Annotated in this window: 15 protein-coding genes, 1 pseudogene and 1 riboswitch; of the genes and pseudogenes, 7 read left to right on the forward strand and 9 right to left on the reverse strand. The window is 46.7% G+C overall.

Annotated elements, in window-relative coordinates; translation table 11 throughout:
• Positions 1 to 175 precede the first annotated feature (175 nt).
• From NL646_RS21805 to NL646_RS21820, 4 genes are all read left to right on the forward strand, one after another.
• Positions 176 to 436, forward strand: coding sequence for a DUF2282 domain-containing protein (locus tag NL646_RS21805; RefSeq protein WP_005458571.1), 261 nt, complete (start codon positions 176 to 178; stop codon positions 434 to 436).
• An 84-nt stretch (positions 437 to 520) separates the two neighbouring features.
• A complete protein-coding gene (locus NL646_RS21810) occupies positions 521 to 1,387 on the forward strand; it encodes a DUF692 domain-containing protein (protein ID WP_015297496.1) in 867 nt (288 codons plus the stop codon).
• Entirely contained in the window at positions 1,384 to 2,142 is a 759-nt protein-coding gene (locus tag NL646_RS21815; protein ID WP_029844009.1) for a DNA-binding domain-containing protein, read from the forward strand. The genes NL646_RS21810 and NL646_RS21815 overlap by 4 nt, the downstream gene beginning before the upstream one ends.
• 10 nt (positions 2,143 to 2,152) lie before the next feature.
• Positions 2,153 to 2,608, forward strand: a complete 456-nt coding sequence (locus NL646_RS21820; RefSeq protein WP_005458568.1) for a DoxX family protein — start codon at positions 2,153 to 2,155, stop codon at positions 2,606 to 2,608.
• Between the two features lie 29 nt (positions 2,609 to 2,637).
• On the opposite strand, the gene NL646_RS21825 is transcribed toward NL646_RS21820, so the two are convergent.
• Positions 2,638 to 2,922, reverse strand: coding sequence for a hypothetical protein (locus NL646_RS21825; RefSeq protein ID WP_005458563.1), 285 nt, complete (start codon positions 2,920 to 2,922; stop codon positions 2,638 to 2,640).
• 91 nt (positions 2,923 to 3,013) lie between these two features.
• On the reverse strand, positions 3,014 to 4,207 hold the full coding sequence (locus NL646_RS21830; RefSeq protein WP_175424597.1) for a multidrug effflux MFS transporter: 1,194 nt from the start codon (positions 4,205 to 4,207) through the stop codon (positions 3,014 to 3,016).
• A 106-nt stretch (positions 4,208 to 4,313) separates the two neighbouring features.
• Here NL646_RS21830 and NL646_RS21835 point away from each other — a divergent pair, with 106 nt between their 5' ends.
• Together NL646_RS21835 and NL646_RS21840 are read left to right on the forward strand one after the other, a co-directional pair.
• A complete protein-coding gene (locus tag NL646_RS21835) occupies positions 4,314 to 5,255 on the forward strand; it encodes a LysR family transcriptional regulator (RefSeq protein WP_005465075.1) in 942 nt (313 codons plus the stop codon).
• Positions 5,256 to 5,456: 201 nt separating this feature from the next.
• Complete coding sequence (locus NL646_RS21840; RefSeq protein WP_253664685.1) at positions 5,457 to 7,247, forward strand: aminopeptidase P family protein; 1,791 nt, start codon at positions 5,457 to 5,459, stop codon at positions 7,245 to 7,247.
• A gap of 181 nt (positions 7,248 to 7,428) precedes the next feature.
• Here NL646_RS21840 and thiH read toward each other — a convergent pair whose 3' ends face one another.
• The 7 genes from thiH to crcB form a co-directional block, all read right to left on the reverse strand.
• Positions 7,429 to 8,556: a 2-iminoacetate synthase ThiH gene (gene thiH, locus NL646_RS21845; RefSeq protein ID WP_140263313.1), complete on the reverse strand. Its 1,128-nt coding sequence runs from the start codon at positions 8,554 to 8,556 to the stop codon at positions 7,429 to 7,431.
• 15 nt (positions 8,557 to 8,571) lie between these two features.
• Complete coding sequence (locus NL646_RS21850) at positions 8,572 to 9,339, reverse strand: thiazole synthase (RefSeq protein WP_021484924.1); 768 nt, start codon at positions 9,337 to 9,339, stop codon at positions 8,572 to 8,574.
• A gap of 5 nt (positions 9,340 to 9,344) precedes the next feature.
• Positions 9,345 to 9,548, reverse strand: a complete 204-nt coding sequence (gene thiS / locus NL646_RS21855) for a sulfur carrier protein ThiS (RefSeq protein ID WP_015297502.1) — start codon at positions 9,546 to 9,548, stop codon at positions 9,345 to 9,347.
• 79 nt (positions 9,549 to 9,627) lie between these two features.
• Complete coding sequence (gene thiF / locus NL646_RS21860) at positions 9,628 to 10,410, reverse strand: thiazole biosynthesis adenylyltransferase ThiF (RefSeq protein ID WP_253664686.1); 783 nt, start codon at positions 10,408 to 10,410, stop codon at positions 9,628 to 9,630.
• Complete coding sequence (locus tag NL646_RS21865; RefSeq protein ID WP_253664687.1) at positions 10,400 to 11,734, reverse strand: thiamine phosphate synthase; 1,335 nt, start codon at positions 11,732 to 11,734, stop codon at positions 10,400 to 10,402. Before NL646_RS21865 ends, thiF begins: the two co-directional genes overlap by 11 nt.
• Positions 11,734 to 13,674, reverse strand: a complete 1,941-nt coding sequence (gene thiC, locus NL646_RS21870; protein WP_025510133.1) for a phosphomethylpyrimidine synthase ThiC — start codon at positions 13,672 to 13,674, stop codon at positions 11,734 to 11,736. Before thiC ends, NL646_RS21865 begins: the two co-directional genes overlap by 1 nt.
• Positions 13,675 to 13,842: 168 nt before the next feature.
• A riboswitch (TPP riboswitch) is annotated at positions 13,843 to 13,941 on the reverse strand.
• A gap of 61 nt (positions 13,942 to 14,002) precedes the next feature.
• Positions 14,003 to 14,386: a fluoride efflux transporter CrcB gene (gene crcB, locus NL646_RS21875; RefSeq protein WP_005497358.1), complete on the reverse strand. Its 384-nt coding sequence runs from the start codon at positions 14,384 to 14,386 to the stop codon at positions 14,003 to 14,005.
• Between the two features lie 272 nt (positions 14,387 to 14,658).
• On the opposite strand from crcB, the pseudogene NL646_RS21880 reads away from it, so the two are divergent.
• Positions 14,659 to 14,848: pseudogene (locus tag NL646_RS21880) on the forward strand (transposase); the annotation flags it as partial.
• Positions 14,849 to 15,102: the final 254 nt, after the last annotated feature.

Below are 15,102 nucleotides of genomic sequence, written 5' to 3' on the forward strand. Positions count from 1 at the left end.
TCAATCGGTTATGTAAATCAAACCATCAAAAAGCATTCTCCCAAACAATTTCCCTGAAAGTTTTTCACTCACCTTCCTATCTCTTAAGTTAAGCAAGCGGACAAAAACTGTGCATCTCAATCGCTCGTCTGCTTGCCCATCTCAACGTAAAGGAAATCATTCAGAGGAAATTATTATGAAAAAGTCGAATCTTGCTGTTACTGCTGCGGTTACTGGTCTACTAGCCCTTGGTGGCACTCTACTAACAGCAACACCAGCTGTCGCGGCAGAAAAAGAAAAGTGCTACGGCGTGGCAAAAGCGGGGAAAAATGACTGCGCGACGAAGAACAGCTCTTGCGCTGGCACGTCAAAACAAGACCACCAGAAAGACGCATTTGTGGTGGTTCCAAAAGGTCTTTGCGACAAATTGGCTGGCGGCAGCACCAGCGCATCTTAATTTCTCCGTTAATTGTTGTGGGCGTGTGATGGCTCAACTCACACCCCACAACCTCTTCTCATCCAGTTCGAAAAGGAGTTTCACGTGAAACACTACGATTTTCACCCTCTTGTTGGCGTTGGTTTACGGACTCCTCATTTGGACTTTTTTCAGCAACAACGCCCAGAACTGTCTTGGTTAGAAATTCACAGCGAGAACTACTTTCAACCCAATGCAGCCGAACGAAAATATCTACACACTTTGCGAGAGCAATACCAGATCAGCTGCCACGGAATTGGTTTATCGTTAGGCTCTGTTGAACGCGTTAGCCAAGTACACCTCGCTCAACTGAAAGCGTTGATTGATGCCATTGACCCGATGTTTGTCTCTGACCATTTGAGCTGGAGTGAAAATGGTGGGCATTATTTTAACGACTTGCTTCCCCTACCATACACCGAAGAAGCACTGAACGTTTTTACTCGCAATGTGCTTGAAGTTCAGGATTATCTGCAACGCGAAATCTTAATTGAGAACCCATCGAGCTATGTGAAGTTTCAACACTCGACGATCAGCGAGTGGGAGTTTCTCGCTGAGGTTCAGCAGCGCACAAGTTGCCGGTTACTGCTCGATCTGAATAACGTACACGTATCAGCCTTCAATCACGGCTTTGATTGCAATACCTATCTGTCCGCCATTCCGGCAGACAAAGTGGATGAAATTCATTTGGCGGGTTTCACCATCAAGCAACTCGATAAAGGCGAAATTTGGATTGATACTCACAGCCGTCCAGTTAGCACGGAAGTCTGGAAGTTATATCAACACTGGGTTGAACAGTATGGTCCGCGCCATACCTTAATTGAATGGGACTTAGATATCCCAGCACCAGAAGTGTTATTGGCAGAAGCGGAAAAGGCCTCGCTCCTTCTCTCCCAAATTACCACCCCGCTTAGTGCTACGAGGAAAGCCTCATGAAGCTAGCCACCTTACAAAACCAGTTTGCGAAAGCGCTTCACTATCAGGCATTGGGCGATGACTGTGATATTGCGAGCGATCAGTTTACCGCTGACGAGCGCATGCAGATATATCGCAACAACTTTATCATCAGCTTGAGCGAAGTCCTTTCTGCTACTTATCCGATGGTTGAAGCGTTACTAGGGGAAACGTGCTTTGCCCAAATAGCACGCCAACATGTTTTAACGCACCCACTCCAAGAAGGCAGTGTTATTCACTACGGAAAAGACTTTCACCTCACTGTGATGTTGTTTGGTCAGGTCATGGCTCAAGCACCATACAGCCCAGAAGTCGCACTCTTTGAATGGAACATCGACCTTGCTCGCCAAGCTCGTTATGAGCATCAAGCAGACACAGCCGTGCAACCGCTGACTGAATTACCACACGTACCAGAGTCGCAACACTCTCATTTAGTTTTCCACCTTCGTCCTGGGTGTAAGTGCTTTGATGCTCATTACGCGGTGTTTGATTTATTCGCAGCTGTTCGTACTCAGCAATTCGATCAGCTCAACATCAACCAATTACAACAAGGGGTGATCCGCGTCGAGCCCAATGGTGAAGCGCAGTGTTTCGCGCTGGATGACGAAGCCTATCAATTGCTTGCCAGCTTGGAACAAAAGCAATGTTTGAGCGATATCCCTGAGCCGTTGCTCGCTCATCTTAATCACATCATGACGCTTGACCTGATTGAAGGTTTTACGCTGCAAACCGCGTAAGGAGGATACGATGACAGATTCTGTTAAAAGCCTGATTAGCCGCTACGACGAATACACCAACAGCTTACAAACTCACGCAATGCCGTTGTTGCTGCTGTTTTGCCGTTTATGGGTCGCTTGGGTGTTTTTTAATTCCGGCCTTATCAAAATTGCCTCATGGGATAGCACCTTGTACTTATTCGAATTTGAGTATCAAGTTCCGTTGCTACCTTGGGAATTTGCCGCCTATTCAGGCACATTCGCAGAGTTAGTGCTTCCGGTCTTTTTAGCGCTTGGATTATTTACTCGCCCTATGGCTGCCATGTTGTTTGTGTTCAACATTATCGCTGTCCTGTCTTACCCGCTACTGTGGGAGAAAGGTTTCCATGACCACCAACTCTGGGGGTTAATGATTTTGATTGTGACGCTGTGGGGAGCCGGTCCGTTTTCGCTCGACCGATTGCTAAAAGACAAATTCGTCAGATAGAAAAATCCCCGCGATTGCGGGGATTTCTTTTATTGCTTGTTTAGATAAGCCAGCAGTTCATCCGCTGAGATACCTTGTTGTGCGAGGTCTTTTGCTAATAGCTCAACTTGCTCGCCCTTGCGTGACTCAATCACTTGTTGAAATTGGTACACAATATCACGCAAGATTGGTAGAGGTACTTGTTTTGCCGCACTACGAATGCGCTCGGAGCTTTGATTGCCCAGCTCATTAAGCAACTTACCAAACATCACCTTTTCTGGTGATTCTTCCATTTGCTCTAAAATACGAGCCATTTCATACGTGGTTAACGACATTACTTTTTGAATTCCGTTATGGTGTCAGGAAAAGTGTGAACGACAAATATACACGCGTTACATACATTGGAAAATACTAAATTACACTGATTTACGCATTAGCGAAGCGTGCGTGCCAGCTCTTACCAGCCTTTGAAAATAGAATCACCAATGCCGGTAGCAATACCCACATATGAATAGCAATCAATATTTGTGGATCAAACGGCAAACGCTGTAAGGTACCCACTAACAAACCAGAACCGCTCATTTGGAACAAACCAAGTAGCGCCGCGGCTGTGCCCGCTTTATCACCGAATGGTTCCAACGCCTTGCCCGCGGCGCCGCCAAGAATCAAAGCAAAACCAACGGACGACATAAAGATTGGCAGCATGAACGACAGCGCCGTGTTTTGGCCATTCATCACCAGCATCACCACACCAGCCAGAGCCAACGTCGAGATACCAACCACAAGCGTGTTGTGTGTACCAAAACGTTCCATGAACTTCGGTGCCAACATACAGCCAGCGATGTTGATGACCGCGTTAATGCCAAACCAGAATGTGAACTCATTCATTGAAAGGCCCATGCCTGTCATCAATACCGACGGTGCTGACGTCACGTAAGCTAAGATAACTGCCATAGCCATCAAACATAGTGACGCGTGGAAAATGAAAGATGGCGTGCTCAGTACCGACCAGTAACGACTTACCTTGAATACCGCTTGTTTCTCTGTTGCAGGGTTGGTTTCCTTCATCATCAAGAACATCAACGTTCCTGAGACAACCGCAAAACCAGCCATAAAGCTGAAGTTTGCACGCCAATCGAATTGCTGTGTTAACCAGCTACCTAAGATTGGGGCCAGTGCCGGAATAAAGCAGATCGCACCATTAAGGTAGCTGATCATCTTGCCGCTTTTCTCTGGGCCGAAAATATCGCGAACTGTTGCAAAGGCTGCTACCGATGTCGCACACGCACCTAAGCCTTGTAGCAAACGAGACATCAACATCCACTCTATATTTTGAGCACTCCACGCCAATAAAGCGCTCATTGCGTAGATAGTGATGCCGCCCAATGCAACAGTTCGACGTCCGAGTTTATCTGCCAAAGGGCCAGCAAACAGTTGGCCAACACCCATAGCAAATAGGAACCATGTAATCGTGTCTTGCGCTAGCGCATTGTCTACCTGAAAAGTTGAAGCGATAAGAGGTAACGCAGGTAGATAGATATCAATCGCAAGCGGACTGAAAAGAACCAAAAGGGTCAACAACGCCATTTGTTTTTTACTATTAGAAATATGGCTAGACACACAACACTCCAAATTGAACAAGAACTTTGCAGAGAGCTTAATCATCTGATGATATGAATGGAAATGATGTATACTCATGACCATTATTCCCCAGAGGAAATTCACCGTGAACATAGAAAAGCTCGCTCGTCTCGACCTGAACTTACTGGTCTGTTTTAAAGTGTTAATTGAAGAGCTTAACGTGACTCGAGCAGCGCATCGACTGTGCCTTAGCCAATCCGCGGTGAGCAAATCATTAGCCAAACTTCGCATTCAATTTGATGATCCATTGTTTACGCGTAACTCACATGGATTAACACCAACACCACGTGCATTGTTCCTCAAACCGAAACTGGATCTGTTGATTAACCAATTAGAAGTGCTGACCCAGCCAGAAGAGTTTTCGCCCCAAAGCAGTGAATACCGTTTTCAAATTGCAGCGGTGGAAAGTGTCTACCCATTAATCTTGCCGCATTTCTTACCAGCGATTTTTCAACAGGCGCCCGGCGTCACCATCAGCACGCATCCTTGGTCAGATAACACCTTCAAAATGTTGCAGCGTGGTGAGTTGGATTTGGGATTAACTGGTAAAGACATCGACATCAATGACGCAAAGCTTACCCTGCTGCCACCGGATGATATTTGCGAACTCGAAATCTATCGCGACCATCAGATGTGCATCATTCGTAAAAACCACCCCGCACTAAAACAGAAGTGGAACCTCGAAGCGTATCTCGCACTTCGTCACGTACAAGTGCGTTGTGATGGAAACGACCGTTGGCTGTTGGATTATCGTTTAGCGGACATTGGCGCAGAGCGCGATATTGCAGTCACTGTTCCAGATTTCAATAGTGCCGCCAGCTTGTGTTCTTACACCGACTTCATCTTTACCGCGCCGAGCCATTTTGTGCAACTGGCTGCCAAACAGCTCGACTTGGTGGTCTTGCCATTGCCGCTTGAATTCCCGCCCATGGCTTACACTCTGTTTTGGCACAGAGACAGAGAAAACGACCCAGCCTTGAATTGGCTGCGCACGATGATCACGCAAAAAACCGATCACCTTAGATAAAAATGTCGGACGCAATTTGCGCTTAGCGGTTAAAATGAGTAGCTTAACAGTCGATAGTCCTTTTTGGCTCATCTATGGCCTGTTGTACCCAGACTTAAACGTCATCTTGCTACGACGTTTAACTCAATCACTGCACAAAGCAGAAGGAAACAGCTCCCACACCTGAGCATGAAGGAGCGGTAATTTGAAGGAATAAAACAGATGCACAACGATACCCTAAGCCGCGTGAACGCAATTCGCGAATGGCTTGCTCAACACAACATTGATGCCCTACTGATCCCTCATGAAGATGAATACCTGGGTGAATATGTCCCTGCGCACAATGAACGCCTCCATTGGCTAACCGGATTCACAGGCTCTGCAGGCGCAGCCGTGATCACAAAAGACAAAGCCGCGATTTTTGTTGATGGTCGCTATACAGTGCAAGTGACCAAACAAGTTCCTAGCGATTTGTTTGAATATCGCCACCTAATTGAAGAACCGGCATTGGATTGGATTCAAGACAATCTAACCGCAAATGCGTCCGTGGCTATCGACCCTCGCATGCACAGCTCGGCTTGGCTAGATATGGCACAAGCAAAACTGGCCGGAAAACTTGAGCTAAACATTCTCTCCAGCAACCCAATTGATGAATTGTGGCATGACCGCCCTGCACCAGTGGTTTCTGACGTTCGCCTCATGCCAACAAAAGCCGTTGGTCAATCAAGCGAAAGTAAGCGTAAAGAGATCGCTCAACTGGTAGCAAAAGCCGGTGCAGACAGCGCAGTCATCACAGCGCTTGATTCTATTTGTTGGCTATTGAATGTACGTGGCTTGGATGTATCGCGTTTGCCAGTTTTACTCTCGCACGCGATTCTTCATGCCGACTCAAGTGTAGAGTACTTCCTAGATCCCGCTCGCTTACCTGCTGAATTTGCAGCGCACGTGGGCACTGGTGTGACGGTTCATCATCCAGAAGCACTTCAATCTCGCCTTGAAGCCATGTCTGGCAAAAAGGTATTGCTCGACCCAGCAATCAGTAACGCATGGTTTAAGTTAGTTCTGCAAAATGCGGGCGCATCGGTTATTGCTGCAGCCGATCCATGTTTAATGCCAAAAGCCGCGAAAAACGAAGTTGAGATTGCGGGCATGAAAGCCTGTCATATCCGCGACGGTGTAGCGATGAGCAAATTCCTTTGCTGGCTAGATGCCGAAGTGGCTGCTGGCAATCTTCATGATGAAGCTACACTGGCTGCTCGCCTAGAAGCATTCCGTAAAGAAGACCCAACGCTGATGGATCTGAGCTTTGATACCATTTCTGCGGCAGGCGGCAATGCGGCTATGTGTCACTACAATCATGAGAACCAACCAGAGCCAGGTAAGCTAGAGCTGAATACGCTTTACCTTGTGGATTCAGGCGGTCAGTACCTAGATGGCACAACCGACATTACACGCACCATCGCGATTGGTCAGCCATCAGCAGAAATGATCAAGCAGTTCACTCTCGCGCTGAAAGGTCATATCGGTGTAGCACGTGCCCGCTTCCCGAAAGGCACTCGCGGTTACCAAATCGATACATTGGCTCGCCAACATCTTTGGGCGGAAGGTTATGACTACGACCATGGCACTGGCCACGGTGTAGGTCACTTCCTAAGTGTGCATGAAGGTCCGGCAAGCATCTCTAAGAAACAAATTGATGTGCCGCTAACTGAAGGCATGGTGCTATCAAATGAGCCTGGTTACTACCGTGCAGATGCGTTCGGTATCCGTATCGAAAACCTAGAGCTCGTAGTTGAAACACCGACTAACGGCGACTTCCCTGTTCTATCATTCGAATCCTTGACGCGCTGTCCAATCGACAAGCGTAACATCAATGTCGATATGCTGACTCGTCCAGAACTTGCTTGGTTGAACGACTACCATCAAAAAGTATGGGAACAAATCAGCCCGCTTGTTGAAGGCGAAGTAAAAGAATGGCTACGCGAAGCAACTCTGCCGTTGGCTTACTCTTAAACAAAAGTGCGAACATCTATTAAAGATAAAATAGAAAAGGCTCTCCACTTGGAGAGCCTTTGTTTAGGGCTAAATTCGTCAATCACAGCCCATAAATCACATCCATGAAACTCAAAGCTAAGCGTTCATTCAATCACAATGTTTCACGTGAAACATGCCAATGACACAGTAAACGCCTCGGTTAACCTGAGTAAACTGAGTGCCAATCACGCCAGACCGGATCGAAACCTTTCGCTCTAATCATGTCTTCTACCGATGCCGCGCTACGCTCGTCACTGATTTCGAACTGCTCCAATTCCACCTCTTCGGTCGCATAACCACCGGGTTGTGTTTTCGATGCCGCAGACATACTCGTGATGCCTAACGGCAAAACATTGTCGCGAAACTGTGGTGATTCGCGCGTCGACAATGACAATTCCACTTCCGGATTAAACAGCCGATAGGCGCAAATCAATTGCACCAACTGCTTATCCGTCATGACAGATTTCGGTTGTAATCCCGACGCTGGTACATTACCGGCACAAGGGCGTAAACGAGGAAAAGAAATCGAATAACGCGATTGCCAATAAGTACGCTCAAGGAAATCCAGATGAGCAGCAGCAAAAAAGCAGTCGGTGCGCCACTCTTCCAAACCAATCAAAGCGCCAATACCTATTTTGTCGATCCCCGCTTTTGCCAATCTATCAGGCGTTTCAAGCCGGTATCGGAAATCCATTTTGTTGCCACGTAAATGATGCTGAGCATATGTTTTGGGATGATAGGTTTCTTGATACACCATCACCGCATCAAGGCCCAATGTTTTCAGTTCGGCGTATTCGTCCTGATCCAACGGTTGGACTTCCATCGCTAAATAGTTAAATCGCTGCTTGATGATTGGCACCATTTCGCGAAAGTATTTCATCCCAACTTTGGTCTCATGCTCACCCGTTACCAGTAACACGCTATCGAACTTCATTCGCTTAATCGCATCAATCTCCGCCTCAACTTCGTCCCTATTCAGCGTTCTTCGCTTTATGCGGTTCTCCATAGAGAAGCCACAATAGGTACAAGCGTTGGCGCAAAGATTAGAGAGGTACAGCGGGATATACAGCGACATAGTGTTGCCAAAACGCTTACGCGTAAGCGAATAAGATAGCTTTGCCATCTGCTCTAAGTACAGTTCAGCAGCAGGAGAAATCAACGCTTTAAAATCTTCCAAATCTCGTTTCGGTTTTGCTAGCGCCCTTTCCACATCCTGCGCCGTTTTGGCATAAATCGACATGGAGATGTCATCCCAATCGAGCTGCTGAAAGCGATCATAAAAGCTCATCTTGAACCCTCACTTCTACAGTTCATCGAGAAAAGCCGTTAGTGGACTTGAAGCAACGGCATGAGAAACTTTCCCTGCAAGCCCAGCTTCATAAGCCATACGACCTGACTCGACTGCCATCTTGAACGCTTTCGCCATCGCAACGGGATTACTTGCGGCAGCGATGGCCGTATTGACCAACACGGCATCCGCGCCCATTTCCATCGCTCTTGCCGCATGTGAAGGCGCACCAATTCCCGCATCCACGACAACAGGTACGTTCGCTTGGTCAATAATGATTTCTAGAAAATCGTGCGAAGCGATACCTTTGTTCGAACCAATCGGCGCTCCCAATGGCATCACCGCAGCACAGCCAACTTCTTCCAGCCGTTTACATAAAACCGGATCAGCATGGCAATATGGCAACACAATAAAGCCATCTCGCACGAGCTGCTCGGCAGCGGCTAAGGTTTCTATCGGATCAGGCATTAAGTATTTTGGGTCGGGATGGATCTCCAATTTGACCCAATTTGTGCCCAACGCTTCGCGAGCAAGCTGCGCAGCAAAAACTGCATCTTTGGCATTTTTTGCGCCAGAGGTGTTCGGTAGCAAATTCACACCGGCGTGAATCAAAGGCTGCAAAATGTCATCTTGCTGATCATGTACATCCACACGTTTAAGCGCCATCGTCGCGAGCTGTGAACCTGATACCTGGATGGCTTCGGCCATTAAACGGCTATTAGAAAATTTGCCTGTTCCTGTGAACAAGCGTGATTGAAATTCTTTATCACCAATTTTCAGCATCGACATTATCCCCCTGCGATGGCTTGAAACAGAGAGATGCTATCTCCCTCAGAAAGTACCGTACTCGCCCATTCGCTACGCGGCACCACTTGATTATTAATGGCAAAAACACAGCCCATTTCAGGCAGAGAAAACTGGGTAATGATTTGCTGTAGGTTGGCATTACACTCGACCAGCTGAGCTTGGTCGTTAATAACGATAGCTATCACGTTACCTCTCTCCTTTAACAAAGGAACGCACAAACGAACTTGCTGCGAATTGATTTGAAACTGTCATGGCGGTCATCTCTTAACTGCTCACTGGAGCAAGATTCTTGTCACCACAAACCTGACATAGCTTGTCTTTGGTTATAGACATGGTCTGCCAGTTCATCCGCAATCCATCAAAGAGGTGTAACTGACCACACTCAACATGAAAGCGATCTATCGCCAACTTTTGAATAGCAGCGAGAGCTTGGTAGTTCCCCAGAGTGCCCACCACAGGGCCGATAATGCCGGTTTCGCTGCACTTCATTGTTTGCTGCAATTCATCAAATGGATACAAGCATCGATAGCAGCCTGAATTTGATGGTTTGTCTGAGTAATCAAAAACAGCAAACTGCCCTTGCCAACCAATCGCTGCCGCCGATATCAGAGGTGTGTTTTGCTCATAACAAACTTGATTGATCAGCTGCCTCGTTGGCAGGTTGTCACTGCAATCCAACACCACATCCGCCAACATGACTTCGAGTAGTAACTGAGCTTGGTCGAGGCGCTTGGTAATCGTGCGTACCTGAATTAATGAATTGAGATGACGAAGCTGCTGTGCCATCGCCTCGGTTTTCGCCAGTTCAATGTCGCCTTCACGATAGATAACCTGGCGCTGCAAATTGCTGCTGTCGACACGGTCATCATCAATCACAACCAACTTACCCACGCCAGCTGCCGCGAGATACAAACTTGCTGCACTACCCAACCCACCACAGCCGATGAGCAACACATGAGATTGACCAAGACGAGCTTGGCCCGATTCTCCGATTTCAGGTAACGAAACTTGACGCTGATAACGAATGAATTCTTGATCAGTAAGCACGATAGTCCTCCATGACCAATGACGTGCTCGTTGTGCTCATCAGTTGGTTGAAAAACTCAATCACTTGTTTCGGCGATTCGGACAAGGTAATCGCACGAACCACCGCTAAACTGGACACGCCACATTGCCAAACTTGCTCTGCGTTTGATTGGTCAATGCCACCAATGGCCACAGTTGGATAGCCAACACTTTCACCATATGGAATGCTATCGATCAGCTTTTGATACAAGGCTAAGCGAACCAAACCTTGCGGTTTGGATGGCATTTGTTTGGTGGTGGTCGGAAAGATATGCCCCAGCGCAATGTAGCTTGGATTAATTTGGACGATACGCAGCAGTTCATAATAACCATGGGTTGATAGACCTAAGCAAATGCCTGCGGTGCTCAACTGACTCAAATTGGAATCTTCGATATCCTCTTGACCAAGATGAACCCCGAAAGCACCATGCTTGATGGCCAGTTGCCAATAATCATTAATAAAAACTTGAGCGTCATAGTGACGACCGAGTTCAATTGCGCGTGCAATCTGCTGTTCTAAGTCTGGCTGATAGGGGTCTTTGATACGTAGTTGAATGGTGTTGATGCCCAATGGCAACAACCGTTCAATCCAACTGACGTCGTCCACTACCGGATAGAGCCCCAAACTCTGTTTGCTCACATGAGGAAAGTTGACCGACTGTCCGTATGATGACCAACCTACTTTGATGCCTAAACGACAATCTTCTAGGACTGGTGTAGGAAAATCAGCAAACTGAGACGCCCACTCCTGCTTAACCATTGTTTCACCATTCACGAGTGTTTCACGTGAAACATTCGTCATTGGGCGCGCTAAGGTCAAAGCATCTTCAATAGGGAAATCGAGAGCAAGCAGTGTTACTGTCCACGCTAAGTGTTGATCGGTTTGAAGGGTTGTAGTTCTAAAAGTGGAAGCAACTGACAGAGCTTTTATTTCATCATTAATCGGATGGCGCCAGATATCCAACACGCCCGCGCTTGTCGTTTCAACAGAATCGTCGAGCTTAGACTCTACGTCTTGAATACCAATAAAAATGGCCGAGGATGGTTGTTGGCGACATTCTGAAACCGATAGACCTGATTGGTAGTAAAGCACAAAATCGGCAGTCTCTGCTTCCTCACATAGGTCAATCAGATCGGTACCTACACGAAAGGTATTTTGCCCAAGAACAAGTTGAATAAATTGAGTTGGGCTTACGCCCAACTCAATCTCATCAATACTAAAACCCTGTTCTTTCGCCAACAATAAGCACTGCTGAACAGATCCTGTCAGCGGAATTAACGACGACGGAATAAGGATTTTAGCCATTACTCATCCGCCTCGGCGTGCACGGCTGGGTGATAAAGCTCGGAACCTGTCGCACGAAACTCTTCAGACTTCTTACGCATGCCTTCCAGCGGGTCATCTAACATCTTGATAGAAATCGCCTGATCCGCGGCAACTTGCTCTGTATCTTTGGCATACTCCCTGACTTCTTGAGAAATCTTCATTGAGCAGAATTTAGGGCCACACATTGAGCAGAAGTGCGCTACTTTTCCAGACTCTTGCGGCAGCGTTTCATCATGAAATGCACGTGCCGTATCGGGGTCTAAAGCGAGGTTAAATTGGTCTTCCCAGCGGAATTCAAAACGCGCCTTTGATAAAGCATTGTCACGAACTTGTGCTCCCGGATGCCCTTTTGCTAAATCCGCAGCATGCGCAGCTAGCTTGTAGGTGATCATACCGGTTTTAACGTCTTCTTTATTTGGAAGCCCCAAGTGCTCCTTAGGGGTCACGTAACACAACATAGCGCAGCCATACCAACCAATCATCGCCGCGCCAATACCGGATGTAATATGGTCATAACCCGGAGCGATATCTGTCGTTAGAGGACCCAAGGTGTAGAACGGCGCTTCATGACAGTGTTCCAACTGTTGGTCCATATTCTCTTTGATCATGTGCATTGGAATATGGCCAGGGCCTTCAATGATGACCTGTACATCATATTCCCATGCGATTTTCGTCAACTCGCCGAGCGTACGCAGCTCTGCAAATTGCGCTTCATCGTTCGCGTCTGCAACCGAGCCAGGACGCAAGCCATCACCAAGAGATAGAGCGACATCGTACTTCGCACAAATTTCACAGATCTCGCGGAAATGGGTGTATAAGAAGCTTTCTTGGTGATGCGCTAGACACCACTTAGCGATAATCGAGCCACCACGCGAAACAATCCCCGTCACTCGTTTCGCCGTCATTGGAACATAGCGAAGTAGTAAACCAGCATGGATAGTAAAGTAATCAACCCCCTGCTCTGCTTGTTCGATTAACGTGTCGCGCATGACTTCCCAATTCAGGTTCTCAGCAATGCCATTTACTTTCTCCAAAGCCTGATACATAGGAACCGTACCAATTGGCACCGGGCTATTGCGTAAAATCCATTCACGAGTTTCGTGAATGTTGCGGCCGGTAGAAAGGTCCATCACGGTATCGCCACCCCAGCGTGTCGCCCAGACAAGTTTCTCCACTTCTTCTTCGATTGAAGACGTGACCGATGAGTTACCAATATTGGCATTCACCTTAACTAAGAAGTTACGGCCAATAATCATTGGTTCAGATTCTGGATGATTGATATTCGAAGGAATGATGGCGCGACCTTCTGCGACTTCTTTACGAACGAATTCTGCAGTAATGTCTTTAGGTAGATTTGCACCGAAGCTTTGGCCGGGATGCTGCTGAGTCAGCACGTCATCGCGATATTTAGCGCGACCCATGTTCTCACGCAGTGCAATGTATTCCATTTCCGGAGTAACAATGCCTTTGCGAGCATAGTGTAGTTGAGTGACACATTTTCCGGCTTTAGCTCGTCGAATACGTGGTAAGTTGCCATAACGCAAATCATCTAAGGTTTCATCGTCAAGACGCTCTTTTGCGTAAACAGAGCTCACATCTTCAAGGATTTCAGTATCATTGCGTTCTTCAATCCACCCTTCTCTAAGCTTTGGTAAGCCATTGTAAAGGTCGATAGAGTGATTTGGGTCAGTGTATACACCAGAGGTGTCATAAACACGTACTGATTCGTTTGACTCGAAAACAGGAGCCTCTTTGGTGCCACCAATAAGGCTATCAGCCAAAGAAATTTCACGCATTGGCACTCGGATGTCAGGACGAGAACCCTCTACATACACTTTGGTTGAGTTTGGGTACGGCTGTACCGAGAGAGTATCAATAAACTGTTTTGCTTCCAGTCTCGCTTGTTTGCGACTCGACATAGCATTTTTCCTTGCTTGTTATGCTAGATAAAAAGTATTGGGATAAAAATGCTTGGCGGATAGATGCGACAAGAGGGGTCGAATTATGGACGATTAGAGTTCAGGTGCTCACTCTTTGTCTATTACTGCATTCGACGTTTTGATAGGTTAGCCAGACGTTGTCTGGTGTAGGTATCTTCTCTTGTTCCCTTCGCAGATATTAATCTGATCAGGTTCAACGGATCCCGAATTAACGGTCTCAGCCTTATGGCACTCCGACAAGTGAAGCCAGTATATAAAAACGGCTTGGTTAAACCAAGCCGACCTGATTACATTTTCGTTACTTTTGCTAGCTACGCATCAATAATTGGAAACCGATCCAAGCCGCCGAGATACTAAGAACAACATTCAATAAGATGTTTAAACCCATTTTAAAGAAAGCACCTTGCTGCATAAGCAGTACGTTATCCATAGAAAAGGTTGAAAAGGTGGTAAGCGCACCGAGGAAGCCTAGACCAATCACTTGTCTCCATGGTTCAGTTGCTAATATTTCACTTTCAAACGCAGCAATGAGCAACCCCATAATGAAAGAGCCAACAACGTTAACAGTCAGCGTACCGTAAGGAAAGCCCCGCCCGAAAAGTAAGACACAAAACTCAGACACTAAATATCGAGAACACGCACCGATTGCCCCACCGAGTGCGATAAAGCCTAAAATAGAAAACTGCCCCATAATTCCCCCAATAAGTTCTGATGATATTGTAATCAAAATCGCTCAGTCATCGGTAACACAATCTTAGAATTCGACAATATAATCGCTTTAAAACCATTGAAATATTTAAAAGTTACAGGAGTCACTTTTACATACGTTCCAAACAATTTTTCATAGGAAGAACTCTTAGGGGAATTTGCCGTTTAGATAAACATATCTCGTTTAAGTACTACTTGAAGAAAATGCTGATTAGTTATGATAGCCTCAATAATATCGACTTTAAAAAGCTCGAACACGGACTCGTTATTATGGATGAATCGGGATGGCATACAAAAGAAATTGCCAATGACTTTAAATGTCAGTGTAATCAAACTTTCTCCCTATTCTCCAGAGCTAAACCCTATCGAACAAGTATGGCGTTGGTTGAGGCAACGCTATTTAGCCAATCAATATTTTACTGATTACGACGACATCATCTCCAAAGTCTGCGATGCATAGTATCGGTTTTTGGATTGCTCCAAAAGAGTCACCAAAATATGCTCGAGAAGATGGGTAGACCTGACCAGTTAATTTTCCAGATTGGTATGACTTCTCTTGGAAGGGAAAATGACAGCCCCTAAAACGACAAAAGCCCTGCTATTTCTAGCAGGGCTTTCAAATAAGTGGCGGAGCGGACGGGACTCGAACCCGCGACCCCCGGCGTGACAGGCCGGTATTCTAACCAACTGAACTACCGC

The organism is Vibrio sp. Y20_XG_PY13 (assembly GCF_024181925.1).
Classification (GTDB): Bacteria; Pseudomonadota; Gammaproteobacteria; order Enterobacterales; family Vibrionaceae; genus Vibrio; species Vibrio parahaemolyticus.